This is a genomic window from Bacillus cereus group sp. MYBKT14-1 (genome assembly GCF_051915185.1).
GTDB lineage: Bacteria > Bacillota > Bacilli > Bacillales > Bacillaceae_G > Bacillus_A > Bacillus_A cereus.
The window spans coordinates 26,578-43,745 of record NZ_JBQAEF010000007.1 but is presented as its reverse complement, the minus strand read 5'-3'; the positions used below and the strand labels follow the sequence as shown (position 1 = coordinate 43,745).

Sequence of the window (17,168 nt, the reverse complement as noted above, 5' to 3'; positions counted from 1 at the left end):
TGTAAGATTGTTGTACATAAAATGAACAATAAAAGTTAAAAGAAAGGTAAAATAATGAATCATGGTATAATGATATGAGACTTACATATTATTTTGTCATTTGGAGAGGAGCTTGAAAAATGTATTCTACTTTAGAACAATTAACAAAGCACCCTGTATTTTATCATTTTGCAGAAATTTCAAAGATTCCTAGAGGATCAGGTAATGAAAAGGAAATTAGTGATTATTTAGTGGGCTTTGCAAAAGAGCGTAACTTAGAAGTTATTCAAGATGAAGCATTAAATGTCATTATTAAAAAAGAAGCAACAACTGGTTATGAAAATGTACCAGCTATTATTATTCAAGGTCATATGGATATGGTTTGCGAAAAAAATCAAGCAACAGTACATGATTTTGAAAAAGATCCAATTGAATTACGAATCATTGGGGACATGTTATATGCAAATCAAACAACTTTAGGTGCTGATAATGGTATTGCAGTTGCGTATGCATTAGCTTTATTAGATTCGAAAGAAATTCCGCATCCAGCACTTGAAGTCGTTATCACTACTGAAGAAGAAACGACAATGGGCGGGGCTTTTGCTATTGATCCAAATCATTTTGAAGGAAAGATATTTATAAATATTGATTCTGAAGAAGATCATAAATTACTTGTAAGTAGTGCAGGTGGTGCGAAAGCTGTTGAAACAATTCCCGTAATTTGGGATGAAACACCAGCGAATATGGATGCATACCGTCTATATGTTGGTGGTCTAAAAGGCGGACATTCTGGTATGGAAATTGATAAACAACGCGGTAATGCGAACAAAGTATTAGGACGAGTATTACGTGATTTATCAGCACATATGGAGTTTAACATAAGTGAAGTTCACGGCGGTTTAAAAACGAATGCAATTCCGCGTGAAAGTGTAGCTACAATTTTAATTCGTACAGAAGATGTAGGAAAAGTAGAAGAAAAATTAGAATCATGGACACGTGTATTACAAGAAGAAATGCGTGCTGTTGATCCAGATGTTCATGTTACACTGACAAAATTGGATGAAACAGTTGAAAAAGTATTTGCTAAAGAGACACAAAAGCAGCTTATTTCATCATTATTCTTAATTCCAAATGGCATTCAAAGCATGAGCATGGATATTAAAGGTCTTGTAGAAAGCTCAACGAATTTAGGCGTTATTGAAACATTGCGAGATGAAATTAAATTACGTAACGAAGTGCGAAGTTCTGTAAGTAGTTTAAAACAACATGTTGCAGAAGAAATAAAATATATTGCTGAATTAGTTGGTGCTACATTTGAAATAGAGTCAGAGTATCCAGAATGGCCATACAATCCAAACTCACAAATTCGTAATTTATTTGAAAAAGTGCATCAAGAAAAATACAATAAAGAAATTGAAATCTTCGCTGTGCATGCGGGGATTGAGTGTAGCGCATTCGTTCAAAAAATGCCTGAATTAGATGCAATTTCATTCGGACCAGACATTTTTAACGTCCACACTCCAGATGAACATATCAGTATCTCTTCTGTAGTGAATAACTGGGGATTCTTCATTGATGTAATGAAGGGTACAAAAGAATTAGCTAAGTAATAACGACGAAATAAAAAGGAGCCTATAAAAATTTATAGGCTCCTTTTTTGTATTGGAATTTATCCCGCTATTTGCAGAGCAGCCCGATTGGTTTAACTAACAATCAGTGGGGGATGAATAAAACCACTACTGATCAAAGTTTCACTTTATGAGAAGTCATTTTTCGTTAGTATGTAATATTAAGCTTGAACAATTAATAAGGATGAATTGTTGATGTTTTTTAGTACTGATGAAGGGGTGGAGAAATGAAGGGAAGAAAGCATTTTATTGTTTGTATGTTTTTATTGTTCTTCACATTTAGTTTTATTGGTGTTCAGAAAATAATAGCAGAAGAAGTTGAATTTACAGGAACAACAGCTCCATTGAATGTAAATGTTAGAGAGGCAAAAAGTTTGAATGCAAATATTGTAGATGTGATTCCCGGAAATACAACAGTATCTTTTAAAGGATGGGAGTATGGTGAAGCGGTTAAAGATTACTGGACAGGAAATTTAGATAATCGTTGGTTTTATTATTTTAAAGATGGAAAAAAAGTATATGTAACGTCAGCGTATATTAATGGAAATCCTCCAAATACATCAATAGATCGTAAATTATCTGTACCTAACATATTACAAGAAAGATCAAATTGGTGTTGGGCAGGCACTTCGGTTTCAGTTTTAAATTATTTTGGGAAAACTCCTTCACAAGATCAGTACGTTAGGTATGTTAAGGGTGGATCATATAATAATCCTGCAACTTCACGTGAAATACAATATGGATTATCAGGATATGGTGTTAGCTCAGCTATAAGTTCTGGAGCAAAATCTTATGATTGGTTCAAAAGTCAAATTAATAGTAATCAGCCGATGATTGCACTCATTATGTGGCAAAATGGAGCTAACATCGGACACTTTCTAGTACTTGATGGGTTTTATAAAGGGACAACTGGAACAGATTATATAACGTACATGGACCCTTGGTATGGTGATCATTATAATCATAATTTCAGTACGTTCCATAACAATAATAATTTTTGGTGGAGTGAAACTGTTTATAATATCCATGCAAACTAATAATATTAAAAGCGGGGGTTCATAAATGGGAAAACTACTTAAGCTTGTGATACCGTGCATGTGCTTAATGACCGTTATTATTTTCGCTAGTAAAATTAGTTATGCATCAAAAAATAAAAGTGAATCAGTACAATCGATCGCATTAAAAGATTATCAATATAGTAAGGGAAGTTCTTCTGAAAATTTAAGCTTTGAAAAAATAACAACATCTCCATTTTCGTTACCAATCTATGCAACAATTCCAGCACAGCAAATTTTAAATAGCTCTGAATTTAAGCATTTACTATTACCAACAAATGAAAAGCTGTGGTTTATTATGAAGGGTGAGCAGCCAGAAGGACTAATTGTTGCGAATGATATTGAACCGATTCGAACGGGCGGAGAAAATAGAAGTAAAGATTTATATGGATTATATACAGCAATAAAGAATAATACAAATGAAACAAAAGATATTAGTTATTTCGAATTTGAAGGGCAAGGAATATTGGTAGTAAATCAAAATAATGATCAAGAAATATACCTTAGTAAAGGTGCCGCTGCCATATTAAAACTTCCTGCTGGTCAAAAAGTATTGAGCAGTGAAGTATTACAGAAAATGAAAGAGAGAATTGTAACTGGTTTTGAATAGTGGTAATGTCTGATTCTTTTTTGTGTTTATACAAGGTTGAATAGGGAACAGGATCAATGGTAGCATTAGGGCATCTTTACTGTTTGAAACCTAATAGTGTATATAAAAAGGTTAGAGAAGTTAATTCTCTAACCTTTTTATATTAATGTATGAAATTTAAAAAGTGATGGAGTAAACCAAATAATAAAAGTTTGTCTGCTCTTCTATTTTTATTTGCAATTTAAACTCGTTATATTCCGCTATCTATTGTACAACCTTTTTACATAGCTGAATTTTTTTATTTGAAAATAAGGGTGCATCTATAAAACCATAATGATAAACTAAAATACCTAATTCCACTCTAGAATTAATATGCCATTTTTCTTTAATATGATTAATTATCGTTGAAATTCTTCGAGGGGTAACATATATTTTTTTGGAAATTTCTGCATCTGTATATCCTTTTGCTACATAAATAGCTACTTCTAACTCTCTTTCGGTCAACATTCTTTTCATAAAATACGCTCCTTCGAAATTATTTATATAAAAATCAAAAGAAACTATTAAAAGAAATAAAGGTGAAAAATCATATTTATTTTAATCAGGCTATTTGCGGATAGTAAGACTCCCACCTCAAAATTTAGATGTGGCAAAGAAGTCGAACTCCCTGTAAAAGCCTGCCTGGAGTGGACTAATAATCAGTGGGGGGATAAAACTCCCATTAATTATTAGTGAACCATATTTTAATAATTTCTCGTATTGTAATACAAGTTTGTAAAAGAAACTATAAATCCATATAATTAGTAATTGTAACTATATTAATTTTACATTACATTAAAAGTTGGGAAATATTCTTATACTCATAAAGTGTTACATTTGAGGGAGGAAAGATGGAATTCTACAATCTTGGTATTATTATTAAAGAACTTAGAAAGAAAAAAAACATGTCACAATCTGAATTATGTCATGGAATATGTTCACAAAGTCAAATTAGTAAGATAGAAAAAGGTATTATTTATCCATCTAGCATATTGTTGTATCAATTATCTGAAAGACTTGGTATTGATCCAAATTATATATTCGCACTAACCAAAAATAAAAAAATAAAATATATTGAAAATGTAAAATGTGTAATGAGAGATTGTGTGAAACAAAAACAATATAATGAGCTTTACGAAATAGTAAAAAAAGAGAAAGATGAGAATAATTTTCAATCAAAAGAAGATAAACAATTTCTATTATGGCATGAAGCGATTGCTATATATTATGTAAATGGAGCAACAAGTAATGCCTTTGACATTTTAAATAGAGCACTAAAACAAACCTTAAGTAGTAGTAACTTTTTATCAGAAAAAGAAATAAGCATAATGAATTCAATTGCTATAATACATGCAGAAAATGAAGAGTATGAGAAAAGTATAAATATATTAAAACAAAGTTTAATTAATTTTAATAAGATAGAATTTCCTAGAGAAAAAGAAATCAAATTAAGACTCATTCATACGTTAACAAAATGTTTACACCTTGCAAATCAATATGAAGAAGCAATAAAGTATAGTGAAATAGGTATAAAATTAGCGATAAATATGAATACTTTATACTTATTAGGTGAATTATTTTTTGAAAAAGGTGCAATTTTATTGAAAGTTCAGCACTCAAATGAAGTTGGTTTAACAGACATAAAAAAAGCATTATTTATATTTGAACTAACTGAAAGAAAACAATATATAAAAATGATCAAGGAAAAATATATTAAAAATCAAGAATAAACAAGAAAGAATTCTAACATAAACTATTCCTAATTGTTATTTTTTTCTAAAAAAAGTACTGTAATACGAACTATTCCTAATTGTTGTTTATTGCTAAAATAAATACCGTAATATTAGATAAATATAAAGGGTGGCATTTTATGAAATCAAGAGGAATTACTCGTAAAGCAGATAGCATGGGGCGTATTGTTATTCCAATGGAAATAAGACGGAGTTTAGGAATTGTAGAAAAAGATTCTCTTGAAATGTTTATAGAAGAGGACCAGATTATTTTACGAAAATATCAATCTCCAAGAGCTTGTGCACTTACAGGGGATATTTCAGACAGCAATATTTCTTTAGCGAATGGGAAGATTATTGTAAGTCCAAACGGGATGGAACTGTTAATAAAGAAGTTACAGCAATATCTTTTAAAATAAAGTGAAACTTTAATCAGGGGGAGTTTTGTTCATCCCCACTGATTATCAGCCCTCACCAATCTTGCTTTTATGGGCAGCCCGAACCCCCACCTAACTTCTTTGCTTCCGCTGTATTTTAAGGTAGGGGTCTTACTGCCCGGCAAATAGCGGGGTAAAAGGTAAGTAAGAACTTTAAAATAGAATATACTTGAAAAAAATTCCTCTATCAATTTAGGGGTTTTTTTATTGTTATCAATAAAATTGAGGGGCCGTAGTTCGTTCAATGGAATACGAATTACTTCATAAATAGTCTGACTATTTTTTATAAAAAAACTATTCATTTACATTTTTTGGTTTCGTGTTATATTTTTAATGTTAACATAGTTGTATTGAAAATTCTGATTTTAAAATTAGGAAAACTTTAGAAAATGAAAGAGATTTTTAAATTAAATTTACCAATTCAATAGAGGTTCGTCGGGGAAATGTACCTAAGAAGAAATCTCTTATAATCCACGTTTTTTATTTGTAAATCGGTAGTTCTAATAGCTCTGACGAAAAGCGAAGGAGCAAAAAAGAAATGGATAGTTTGTTTAATAGAAGATAGGGTATAAAAAATAAAACAACGGAGGTTTTATAATGAATAAAGGAATACTGCAGATTACAGAAATTGAAGAAATTAGCATTCCTAATGTATTGAAGGATAAAATGAAGAATCTGATAGAAAATGAATTGAAAACTCATAATCCTTATACTTGTGATCAAGAAATAGCAGCATATTTTTCAAAAGAGTGGCTTAATTGTTTGATTGACTATTCAAAGAAAAATCCGAATTCAGATATGAAAAACCTACTACATATAATAAAAATAGCGAATTGTAGCGGAAACGTACCACCTACTCTTATTAAAAATACTCCATGTGATCCTATGGAAACACTATTACCTGGGGAAAATCGCAGAGGTTTTAATTATGGCGAAGACGAACACGATAGAATGAAAAAATATTTTTATGCAGAATGGGTCACATGGCTTTTTGCCACACTTTTTAATTATGATGCTTTAATTCACCCATCCGAACATGCAGGGAAAAATAGATTTCATCTTATTTCACCTTTAAACAACGATGAAGTTTTGCGAAATGTCGGTGCAAGCACCGGTGGCGGGAACTTTTATCAACATAACGATGCCACAGTGTATACAGATATGAAAGACCAATCAGATATTGAAGCAAGATTGAAAACATTCAATACGAATTTAGAAATTGTATCAAATAGACTTAATAAATCCGTGGAACGAATAGTGTCTGAAATTACTTGTGGAAAATTTACTAGAGTTGATGCTCTTTTATTAAAAGGAGTGTTAAATTTAAAAACTCAAACTCATATTGGAACGCCAAAATTACTGCAAAAGCATCTTGAAGAAAATCACTTCAGTAAAGATGACATATTGGCGGTAAGTAAAATGCCTATTGCTCATATCGCAGGAATGGCTGATGGTGAAATATCGGGATTTGTAGGAGAAATAAACCAAATTATATTTTTAGATGATAATGGTGATATTATTGCAACTTGTTTGAATGGAGCGGAAAATAGATTAATTTATGTGGGAGAAAGTGAAGAAGAAAAATTGAAATTTGACATGTTTTTAGAACTCTTACGAACAACGCCTACTTATAAGGTTCCACTTACATCTGAAGATTTATTACTTATACCAAATTCATACTATGGTAAACAAACAAATGTAACTCATGGTAGGGAAAGGTTATCTGAGGAAGAATATAAAATCCCGATTGGAAACAATAAATATGGAAGAAGAATTGTTTGCAGACAATACGTTTCCAGTCGATTACGTGATCAAAAAGAAAGTTACTTTACAGATTTAATTAACTAGTTTAAAGAGAGGAGGGACGATGGGGAGGTTTGGGTTATAATAGCTCAAGCCTCCCCATATTCTTTGTATGGATTTTACTATTGAATTACTTATACTACTATTTTTAGTAGCTGTATTAGCAGGATGGATAGATACGATTGCTGGGGGCGGTGGTATGATAACTATCCCGATAATGTTATTAGTAGGTATGTCTCCTTCTGTAGCGATAGCGACTAATAAACTACAAGGGAGTAGCGGAACTCTCATGGCAACAGTGTTTTTTATTAAGAAGAAAGAAATTAATCTTAAAGAAATGCGTTTGTCCATCTTAATGACCTTTTTGGGATCAGTTTTGGGTGGATGGCTTGTTTTACAGATACGAGCAGAATATTTAATCATGATATTACCTTTTTTACTTATTATTATTGGTCTTTATTTTCTATTATCTCCAAATATAGCAAACGAAGATCGACCGAGAAAAATAAGTATGTTGTTGTTTGCGTTAACAGTGGCTCCATTCCTTGGATTTTATGATGGTTTCTTCGGCCCAGGAACAGGTAGTTTAATTGCTTTAGCATTCATTCTTTTATGTGGATATAGTGCTACGAGAGCAACTGCAAATGCTAAAATCTTGAATTTTACAAGTAATTTCGCTGCTTTGTTATATTTTATTATTTTTGGCCAAATCGATTGGACAATTGGGTTGATTATGATGCTTGGTCAAATTATAGGATCGTATATTGGAGCGAAGATGGTGCTTACAAAAGGGACGTCATTAATACGACCAATAGTGGTTATTGTTTGCTTTGTCATGGCAATTAAAATTTTTTTACAAAATATAAACTGAATGTAATCAATATATTATTTGGATCAAAGTTAGAGTGTTTTCATGTTCTTATTGCAGTATTACGCTGTTTAAGATGTGTTCAAAATTACACAATTTGACTAGTGTAATGTATTGCGTTATGCTTTTTTTAGTATAAAAGAAAGGCTTGAAGATAATGATTCGTCGTTTGAGAAAGCTAAAAAATGTAGCTGTCGTAGTAAGCTTCTAAGTAAATAGCAAAATATATAATACTTAGAAGCGAGGAATAAAGTTATGAAGTATCCATTATTTAATCATTGGTCAGAAACAAAGTATATAAAAGATATAGTAACAAATCCACTCATTGAAGTGGGAGAGTACTCCTATTATTCAGGCTATTATAGTCATCAAAATTTTGAAGATGGCTGTGTAAGGTATTTGTGGGGGGATGCTAAGTCTCAAGCACTTTTCAATCCAATTGAACAGATGGGATGGCATCTTGATAAACTCATTATTGGGAATTATGTTTGCATTGCAAGTGGGGTAGTCATTTTAATGGGTGGTAATCATAATCATCACTCAGAATGGATTACAGTATATCCATTCGCTGAGCAAATCAAACAATCATATGAACCAAAGGGCGATACAGTCATTCAAAGTGATGCTTGGATTGGAATGAATGCTATAATAATGCCTGGCGTTACTATTGGTGAAGGGGCAATTGTTGCTGCAGGATCTGTCGTAAGTAAAGATGTTCCGCCGTATACAATAGTTGGTGGAAATCCTGCTAAGGAAATAAAGAAACGATTCACTGATATAGAGATAAATATGTTAATGGAAATGCGTTGGTTTGATTGGGATAGGAAATTGATTGAGAAGGCAATTCCGCTGTTATCTAGTCCATCCATCGAACCATTATTTGCTTTTTATAAAAATGAAGTGAAAAATAAATAAATTAGTTAGAAAAACTACATCCAGTATAGGTTGTAGTTTTTTTATTACAAAAAACTAATAGTTTAGACTAAATAAAATTCATCTCTAATATAGGTCTAGCAAATAGCTGAATTGAATAATTAAAATCCTTGATAGCTAATAAAAGAATGTTTTGTTACCAGTGTGTCTTGATATTTAATGGGGACACATTGGTTTTATCCCGTAAAAGTATTTTTAAATAAGAGTGTATTTGTATATTTAGGAGAAATTTCATACAGTATCTATTTGTGTCATTTTCCAATCATGATGGTACTATTTAAACTATTGTATACAAAGATACCTATCTTTTTCCTTCTTACTTTGTGCATTGCAATGACACTACTTTTTTCTATAGTTTCATATCATTTAATCGAAAAGAAATGTATCAACTGGGCAAAACAAAGAACAATAAATTTTTTGAAAAAAGTATAATTTCTAGATAGATTTTATTTCTTTAGTAAATATATGAATATGACCGATTCCTAAGTATACTTAGGAATCGGTCAATTTTAGATTCTAAATGTAAATATAGTAAAGTGGAATATAATTGAAATCGAAAACCACTTAGAAATAACAATTACGGTGTGAGCTATTGTATAGTATAGATATGGTTAATAATAAAGGGGGAATACATATGTGGAAGCGATTTGTAGCAATTGGCGATAGTTTTACAGAGGGGATAGGGGATGAAGTTGAGGGAATTGCATTAAAAAGCTGGGTAGATCATTTTGTTCAACTGTGTGAAAATGATATAGAATATGCCAATTTTGCAAAGCGTGGGTTAGTAACTAAAGAAATTCAATCGCAGCAATTGGAAAAGGCGCTAACTTTTAATCCAGATTTGGTTAGTCTCATTGCAGGGGCAAACGATGTTTTAAAAGGACGTTGGAATCATGATGCATATAAGAACGATATGGAATTTATGATAGATACATTAAGTAAAGCAGGGGCTGATATTATTATAGCAAACCTTCCAGATTTTACAGTTAGGCTTCCTTTTGCTTCTGAAAAAAAACAAGTAATAAAAGAACAATTATTAGAGGCAAATGAAGTTATACATTCACTGAGCAGAGAGTATAAGCTTCATCATGTTGATTTTTGGAATCATCATTTAGTTAATGACAATACGCTTTGGTCTAAGGATTTAATTCATCCAAACTCAAAAGGATATGTAAAAGTTGCTGAATTAATTTTTAGTAGTTTGCCTGTACAGAAGACAAAATAATAGTTTGCAATGTAACGAATATGATATTAAGTGTATGAAGCTATGTTTTTTAGTAAATGGAAAGAACTAAACATTTAGCAAACAAAGCGTTTCTACGATATATTTACTACAGTAGTGCACAAATACAGAATCACAAAGAAAGATCACTTATGGAAATAGGTGGTCTTTAAATGTTTTTATAACTAAATTAGTATATACTGTATTACTAACAGTTTCGTACTACATAAAAATTAAGTTCTCTTATAGAAAAACTGATTTTATATTATCTTAAAATATAATAAAACGTTCAAAACATATTTTGGGTATGTATCCTAATTGTGAATGATGTGTAATTTTTTGAAGTATAAATATCCAATAAATAAAATAGGTAGTAGGTGCAGAAGTATTAATACTATATTATTCAATTCTTGTTATGAGTACATTAGTGATTGGTAATATTATATTTTTATTATCAACTTTAGTTATTGGGATTAATTTGCATAGAAAATATGTAGGATAAGAAAAAAATATACTTTATTGTATATTTTTTTGTTTAGTAGGATTTACGGTCTCTTTAAACTATTATGTTAATAAAATTAAAAAACTTAATTCTTGATACCCTTATGGTTAAAGCTATCTATAAAATGAAAATATAAATAAATAATAGTTTGTTATGATTTGTGGATTTGGTTTTTTATCCGAATTTTCTGATTCAAATATTTCAACTTTATGAATATAGTAGGTGAAATATTTGTGTGATAGTATTTGAGATAGAAAAAAGCCAACTTTAAAAAGGATGTGAATTGAATGTGTAAACGACTGTAAAGGGTTATATTAAGGCAACGTTTAGCTGTTATTAGTGTAAGGTAAAGATATATTTTGTAACAGTTGATATAAAAATGAAGAAATAGGTACGCTTTCGTTTGTCTGACTATTTTAAATATATGAAAAATAAGGTCGGTTTGAGTTTTGGCGAAGTTAAATTCTAGGTGAGATGTCAATAATGATTAATTAGGTTTAATAAAGAGGTACCTTATACGCAAAAGCGTTTATATTAGTAACCTAAGGAGCTTGCTTTTATGAAAACTACTGATTCAAAAGGCCTATTAGGAAATAGGGTTTATTTACAAGTTTTCTCTGCCTATTCATTGCTTATGCTTGGTGTTTTTATTGATATGTTAGCGATTATGACTATAGTTGGGTTTGAATGGGAAGTAGATCCTACTATGATTGGATTGATTCCTGTTGCATATGCACTTCCTGGAATTATTTTTGGCTCATGGGCAGGTGTTATTGCAGATCGTTTTAGAAAAATTCCAATTATGATGTTCTGTAATCTAATGGTTGGTCTAATAACAATTGCTCTTTTATTTGTACAAGATATCCACTGGCTCTTAGTGGCATTAATGATTCGTTCCATTTTTATTGTTTTCTATTATCCTGCACAGCAAACACTAACAAGACAGATTGTATCCCCGGACTTGCTTACTAAAGCAGTAAGTATCAACGGAATAGTAGAGCAGGGTACCAAGATAGTAGGCCCCCTTATAGGGGGCATGTTGTTGAGCTGGTTTCAACCAGAGTTCTGCCTCATTATAAGAGCTATAAGTTGTTTATTAGCTACCTTAGTTCTCATACCCACAATAAAATTTAAAGAAACTATATCGAAAGAATTTGTTGAACAGCAAAAACAAAGTACTTGGACCGCTTGGGTACAAGGGTGGGGTTATGTGTTATCTAATCGGATAATATTATCAACCATAATTTTCGTTACAATAGCCATGGCGGTATTACAATTAGTAGACTCACAATTCCCAACTTTATTTAAGAGCTTATTCCCACATGATAAAAGTAAAATGGGATATATTATTTCTATTATTGGTCTTGGCGGAATACTTGGTGCATTACTAACTCAGAAATTAAAACAATTTCAATATGGCTGGGTAGTATGTGGAGGTATGGTTTTAATGGGAATTGGTTTTGGGGGGATTGGTTTGATAACGCCCGGTACGGTCTTCGTTTTAGCTTATTTAATTAGTTTTATCGCTGGTATCGGAAGTGGGCTGATGCTTGTATCTAATCAAGTCATTTTACAAATAGAATCCGATCAAGATCAAGTAGGAAGAGTATTTGGTATACAAAGCAGTTTAACAAACGCAGTTCTAATTATTTCTCCTGCTATGAGTGGTCCATTAGTGCATTTGTTTGGAGTAACTCAACTCTATGTTTATGGAGGGATTGGGCTTGTTATTATTGGAGTAATTGGAGTTTCACTGCAGAAATATTTATGGGCTAAACATAAACACGAACCTATAAGAGCAAATAATTTTTGAAGGGAAGATTTTTATGACCAATGAGGAATGCTATCCATTAAGCCATCCGCAGCGAAGAATATGGTATACAGAAGTCGTTCATTCTGATAAAGGAATATGTAATTTAAGATTTTTATTTAAACTTCATCGAAAAATGAATTATTCAAAATTAAACCAAGTTGTGAATCGCGTTATCAGTGAAAATGACGGTCTGTGCATTAGGTTAAAAGAAAATGGGCATCAGGAACCGAAACAATATTTTACTAAACATGAAGAACAAGAATTTGAGTTTTTTGATTTCAGTAATGTGGAGAATACAAATTTGCTTGAGGAATGGATTGAGCAGAAAACAAAAGAAACGTTTACATTATTTAATTCAAATTTATACTATTTCGCTTTAATAAAATTAAACGATAATGAATGTGCAGTCTTTGGAAATGTTCATCATATTATTATGGATGGTTTATCAATTCAAATATTTACTGAGCAGATTGCAAAATATTATTATGACATGCATAACGAGAATGAGGAAGGCGAAATTAAAAATTCATATGTTCAATTTCTGACCAACGAACAAACATACTTGAATAGTAGTCGCTTTCAAAAAGATCAAAAATTTTGGTTAGAGGAATTTAAAACACTGCCATCTGTGACTGGATTGAAGCCTTATAATACGTACCAAGTTAGTACAAAAGCATCACGTGAGACGTTTATATTAACGGAACATTTGAAGAGAAAGATAGATAAATTTTCTGAAGATTACAAAAATAGTTTATATACTCTTTTTGTTGCTGCTTTTTCGTTGTCCATGTATCGGTGGACCTCATCGCTTGATATTGGTTTAGGAATGGCTTACGGCAACCGTATGACTAAAATGGAACGAAAATTGATTGGAATGATGGTGAGTACAGTTCCTTTAAGAATGGATATTGATCCAGAAGAAGAAGTACTTTCATTTATTAGTAGAGTGTCCAGAAAACAAAGTAAATCATTAAGACACCAGAAATATCCATTTGATTTGTTATTAAAGCAGATTAATAAAGAGAATAACAGTAATGTGAGACTTTTCGGAACTACGATTGATTATAGGGATCGTGATGAAAGTGGTGACTCACTATGGATTCCAAACCGTGAAGAAGTACAAGATTTTGCAGTTCATATTGAAAATCTAATTGATATAGACTCTTTACATGTACATATTGATTATCGTGAGGAGCTATTTTCTAAGGAAGAGATAGAACGATTCTTTAACGTTATGCTAGTGATACTGGAAAATATTTTTGAAAACCCAAAGCAGAAGGTGGCTGAAATAGAAATCATTTCTGAGGAAGATAAAAGAAAAAGTTTAGTTGAGTTCAACAATCCTAAACTGGATGTCCCACCTCAAGTAACTATTCATGAAATGTTCGAACGGCAAGCGATGATTTATCCAAATGCTATTGCAGTTACGTATGAAAAAGAAAAAATTACTTATAAGGAGCTTAATGAACGTGCAAACCAGTTAGCTCATTATTTGCAGAAAAAGGGAGTAGGACCTGATACTTTAGTTGGACTGTGCGTTGAACGTTCCCTCGAAATGATTGTAGGTATTTTAGGGATTTTGAAGGCTGGTGGGGCTTATGTTCCGCTTGATCCAACATATCCAGAGCAGCGACTTCAATATATTTTAGAAGATGCTAGCATTCAGTTATTCGTAACGCAAGAAAGTTTAAAAGAATTGAACTGGTTACCAGAAAATGTTGAGTCGATTTGCCTGGATCGTGATCAAGATGAGATTGGGAAAGAAAGTAAGACTTTGCCGGTTTCTAGTGTCGGTCCCAAAAATCTGGCATATGTAATCTATACTTCGGGATCAACGGGAAATCCAAAAGGCGTTATGATAGAGCATCACAATGTTATACGGTTATTTAAATCGACGGATTGTTTGTATCAGTTTAATGAAAAAGATACTTGGACGCTTTTTCATTCGTATGCATTTGATTTCTCAGTATGGGAAATTTGGGGAGCGTTATTATATGGTGGGAAATTAGTTGTTGTTCCGTACTGGATTAGTCGATCACCTAAGGATTTTTATCAAGTATTGGTGGAGGAAGAAGTCACAGTTCTAAATCAGACACCTTCCGCATTCCGCCAATTAATACGAGTGTGTGAACAAGAAGATAAGAATAAAAATTTGCAGCTGCGTTACGTGATATTTGGCGGAGAAGCGTTAGAACCTATTGGCTTGTTACCGTGGTTTCAAAGGTATGGGGAGAAAAAACCACAGTTAATTAATATGTATGGAATTACAGAAACTACAGTTCATGTTACATATTATCCAATTACTCAAGATGATGTGCAGCATGCTTCAAGAAGTAATATTGGAAAGCGGATTCCCGATTTAGAAGTGTATATACTAGACGCTTATCAACAACCTGTTCCTATAGGTGTTGATGGTGAACTTTATATTGGTGGAGCAGGATTGGCACGTGGATATTTAAATAGACCTGAATTAACAGCAGAGCGTTTTATATCTCATCCATTTAGTAGTAATCCGAAAGAAAGATTATACCGGACAGGAGACTTAGCTAGGTATTTGCCAGATGGGAATCTAGATTATCGTGGAAGAATTGATCATCAGGTTAAAATACGTGGTTTTAGAATTGAGATTGGGGAAATTGAGTCTACTTTAAATACATATGCATCTGTAACAGAGGCAGTTGTAATTGTAAGAGAAGATCAGCCGGGCGATAAAAGATTAGTAGCATATGTTGTAGGAGATGGAAATGTAGATGCGTGGAGAGAGTATCTTAAAGCGAAACTACCAAGTTATATGGTTCCTTCGGGATTTGTGGCGATGGAAGCTATTCCACTTACAGCTAACGGTAAAGTTGATCGTGAGGCCTTACCTATGCCAGAGGAAAAGCAGATTAATAGTGAATGTGTTGGCCCTCGGAATAGTAACGAACAGATACTGACTACTATTTGGAAGCGAGTATTAGGTGTTAAAAAGGTGGGAATCTATGATAATTTCTTTGAAATTGGTGGCGACTCGATTCTCAGTATTCAAATCATATCTCAAGCAAGTCAAGTGGGGTTAAAACTTACTCCAAAGCAAATGTTTGAATGCCCAACTATCGCTGAGCTGGCACAAGTGGCTATAGAAACGCAGGGAGTACAAGCGGAGCAGGGAATTGTGATAGGTGATGTGCCTCTTACTCCAATTCAGTGCTGGTTCTTCGAGCAAGAACATCCACATACAGAGCATTGGAATCAATCAATGCTTTTAAGAGTAAAAGAAAGATTGAATGTGAAATTACTAGAGGGAGCGATATTAAATTTACTGAAGCATCATGATGCTTTACGTTTCCGGTACGAACAGTTACCAAACGGAACGTGGAGGCAGAGAAATGAAGGGACTGATGAGCTGTCAGTACTCCATGTTGTAAAACGTAATCAAGTTAATGAAAAAGAGTGGAATAAAATAATACAAGAAGAGATGAACATTAATCAAGCTAGTTTCAATTTAGTTACTGGTCCGTTAATGAGAGTAGTGTACTTTGAAGATAACTTGACTGGAAATGATCGAATATTCTGGGTGATTCATCATTTAGTAGTAGATGGAGTGTCATGGAGGATTCTATTGGAAGATTTACAGGTGGTATATAACCAGATGAAACAAGGTCAAGAAGTTCGCTTACCTGCGAAAAGTACATCTTTTAAAGAGTGGTCTGAACGACTCCAGACATACAGTGATTCGGGGATTTCAAAAGAAGTACAAAATTATTGGAATGAACAAGTAGAAAAAGAAACGATGAAAATTCCAATGGACTATCCAATACAAGAAACGACAGAAGAATCGATTGATCAAGTGACGAGGACTTTAGGAATAGAAGAAACACAAACATTGTTACACGAAGTTCTAGTCACTCATAAGACAAGGATTGATGAGGTACTATTAACGGCATTAGGACAAGCTATCGTTGATTGTATAAATCAGCAAACCGTTTCTATTCATCTAGAAGGACACGGAAGAGAAGAGATGATTGAAGGTATTGATTTATCACGGACAGTGGGCTGGTTCACGAGTATTTATCCCGTTCATCTCAATTTTCAAGGAACTCAGACACCTATTGAAGGGTTAAAGGCTGTCAAAGAACAATTACGTCGAATTCCAAATCGCGGAGTTGACTATGGTATTTTACGTTACTTGAATAAAGGATTACTTCCGTTTTATCAGCAAAAGCCTTCAATAAGCTTTAACTATTTGGGCCAATTTGATCAGGTGTTTTCAAGGGACTCTTTGTTTATGCAAGAGACAGGATTTACATTTTTAGATCATGCTCCAGATTCCAAACCATCTCATCTAATTGAAGTTATCGGAATGGTGAAAGATGAAAAGTTACATTTTATTTGGATGTATAGTAGGGAACAGTTTTCTAAATTAAAAATTCAAGTGATAGCAGATGGTATGTTAAGGCATCTCCGTCAACTTATAAATAAACCAACAACAGAGTCTGCTTTTACGGTATCAGATTTTGCTGATGCAGAGGATCTTACGGAAGAAAGCTTGAGCAAAGTATTACTTAAATTAACAAAGAAGAGGGTGTAA

12 protein-coding genes and 1 pseudogene are annotated in these 17,168 nt (G+C 32.5%); 12 read left to right on the top strand and 1 reads right to left on the bottom strand.

Annotation, left to right across the window (positions count from 1 at the left end; genetic code table 11):
* The first annotated feature begins 119 nt into the window (after positions 1-119).
* The 3 genes from pepD to ACTFO4_RS17990 all read left to right on the top strand — a co-directional run bounded on the left by pepD (position 120) and on the right by ACTFO4_RS17990 (position 3,272).
* Positions 120-1,589, top strand: a complete 1,470-nt coding sequence (gene pepD / locus ACTFO4_RS18000) for a beta-Ala-His dipeptidase (protein WP_078421165.1) — start codon at positions 120-122, stop codon at positions 1,587-1,589.
* A 245-nt stretch (positions 1,590-1,834) separates the two neighbouring features.
* Entirely contained in the window at positions 1,835-2,644 is an 810-nt protein-coding gene (locus ACTFO4_RS17995; RefSeq protein ID WP_440014030.1) for a papain-like cysteine protease family protein, read from the top strand.
* 25 nt (positions 2,645-2,669) lie between these two features.
* On the top strand, positions 2,670-3,272 hold the full coding sequence (locus tag ACTFO4_RS17990; protein WP_326235337.1) for a hypothetical protein: 603 nt from the start codon (positions 2,670-2,672) through the stop codon (positions 3,270-3,272).
* Positions 3,273-3,515: 243 nt separating this feature from the next.
* On the opposite strand, the gene ACTFO4_RS17985 is transcribed toward ACTFO4_RS17990, so the two are convergent.
* The gene (locus ACTFO4_RS17985; protein WP_000827560.1) at positions 3,516-3,767 is read right to left on the bottom strand and encodes a response regulator transcription factor; all 252 of its coding nucleotides are present in this window, start codon (positions 3,765-3,767) and stop codon (positions 3,516-3,518) included.
* 374 nt (positions 3,768-4,141) lie between these two features.
* Here ACTFO4_RS17985 and ACTFO4_RS17980 point away from each other — a divergent pair, with 374 nt between their 5' ends.
* The 9 genes and pseudogenes from ACTFO4_RS17980 to ACTFO4_RS17940 all read left to right on the top strand — a co-directional run bounded on the left by ACTFO4_RS17980 (position 4,142) and on the right by ACTFO4_RS17940 (position 17,168).
* On the top strand, positions 4,142-5,020 hold the full coding sequence (locus tag ACTFO4_RS17980; RefSeq protein ID WP_000397979.1) for a helix-turn-helix domain-containing protein: 879 nt from the start codon (positions 4,142-4,144) through the stop codon (positions 5,018-5,020).
* Positions 5,021-5,160: 140 nt separating this feature from the next.
* Positions 5,161-5,439, top strand: a complete 279-nt coding sequence (locus ACTFO4_RS17975; RefSeq protein WP_000842216.1) for an AbrB/MazE/SpoVT family DNA-binding domain-containing protein — start codon at positions 5,161-5,163, stop codon at positions 5,437-5,439.
* A gap of 615 nt (positions 5,440-6,054) precedes the next feature.
* Positions 6,055-7,305 (top strand): hypothetical protein, encoded by a 1,251-nt coding sequence (locus ACTFO4_RS17970; RefSeq protein WP_001032359.1) that lies wholly within the window; start codon positions 6,055-6,057, stop codon positions 7,303-7,305.
* Between the two features lie 67 nt (positions 7,306-7,372).
* The gene (locus tag ACTFO4_RS17965; protein WP_000347994.1) at positions 7,373-8,131 is read left to right on the top strand and encodes a TSUP family transporter; all 759 of its coding nucleotides are present in this window, start codon (positions 7,373-7,375) and stop codon (positions 8,129-8,131) included.
* A gap of 252 nt (positions 8,132-8,383) precedes the next feature.
* Complete coding sequence (locus ACTFO4_RS17960; RefSeq protein WP_000876937.1) at positions 8,384-9,043, top strand: CatB-related O-acetyltransferase; 660 nt, start codon at positions 8,384-8,386, stop codon at positions 9,041-9,043.
* A 201-nt stretch (positions 9,044-9,244) separates the two neighbouring features.
* Positions 9,245-9,493: pseudogene (locus tag ACTFO4_RS17955) on the top strand (acyltransferase family protein); the annotation flags it as partial.
* Positions 9,494-9,695: 202 nt separating this feature from the next.
* Entirely contained in the window at positions 9,696-10,286 is a 591-nt protein-coding gene (locus ACTFO4_RS17950) for an SGNH/GDSL hydrolase family protein (RefSeq protein WP_000265880.1), read from the top strand.
* A gap of 1,058 nt (positions 10,287-11,344) precedes the next feature.
* Positions 11,345-12,598, top strand: coding sequence for an MFS transporter (locus tag ACTFO4_RS17945; RefSeq protein WP_440014028.1), 1,254 nt, complete (start codon positions 11,345-11,347; stop codon positions 12,596-12,598).
* A 13-nt stretch (positions 12,599-12,611) separates the two neighbouring features.
* Complete coding sequence (locus ACTFO4_RS17940) at positions 12,612-17,168, top strand: amino acid adenylation domain-containing protein (RefSeq protein WP_440014027.1); 4,557 nt, start codon at positions 12,612-12,614, stop codon at positions 17,166-17,168.

Bases quoted from the DNA above. Each gene is read 5' to 3' on its own strand.
- ACTFO4_RS17975 (WP_000842216.1), top strand. From the start codon at position 5,161: ATGAAATCAAGAGGAATTACTCGTAAAGCAGATAGCATGGGGCGTATT.
- ACTFO4_RS17965 (WP_000347994.1), top strand. From the start codon at position 7,373: ATGGATTTTACTATTGAATTACTTATACTACTATTTTTAGTAGCTGTA.
- ACTFO4_RS17950 (WP_000265880.1), top strand. From the start codon at position 9,696: ATGTGGAAGCGATTTGTAGCAATTGGCGATAGTTTTACAGAGGGGATA.
- ACTFO4_RS17940 (WP_440014027.1), top strand. From the start codon at position 12,612: ATGACCAATGAGGAATGCTATCCATTAAGCCATCCGCAGCGAAGAATA.
- ACTFO4_RS17995 (WP_440014030.1), top strand. From the start codon at position 1,835: ATGAAGGGAAGAAAGCATTTTATTGTTTGTATGTTTTTATTGTTCTTC.
- ACTFO4_RS17985 (WP_000827560.1), bottom strand. From the start codon at position 3,767: ATGAAAAGAATGTTGACCGAAAGAGAGTTAGAAGTAGCTATTTATGTA.
- ACTFO4_RS17970 (WP_001032359.1), top strand. From the start codon at position 6,055: ATGAATAAAGGAATACTGCAGATTACAGAAATTGAAGAAATTAGCATT.
- ACTFO4_RS17980 (WP_000397979.1), top strand. From the start codon at position 4,142: ATGGAATTCTACAATCTTGGTATTATTATTAAAGAACTTAGAAAGAAA.
- pepD (WP_078421165.1), top strand. From the start codon at position 120: ATGTATTCTACTTTAGAACAATTAACAAAGCACCCTGTATTTTATCAT.
- ACTFO4_RS17990 (WP_326235337.1), top strand. From the start codon at position 2,670: ATGGGAAAACTACTTAAGCTTGTGATACCGTGCATGTGCTTAATGACC.
- ACTFO4_RS17960 (WP_000876937.1), top strand. From the start codon at position 8,384: ATGAAGTATCCATTATTTAATCATTGGTCAGAAACAAAGTATATAAAA.
- ACTFO4_RS17945 (WP_440014028.1), top strand. From the start codon at position 11,345: ATGAAAACTACTGATTCAAAAGGCCTATTAGGAAATAGGGTTTATTTA.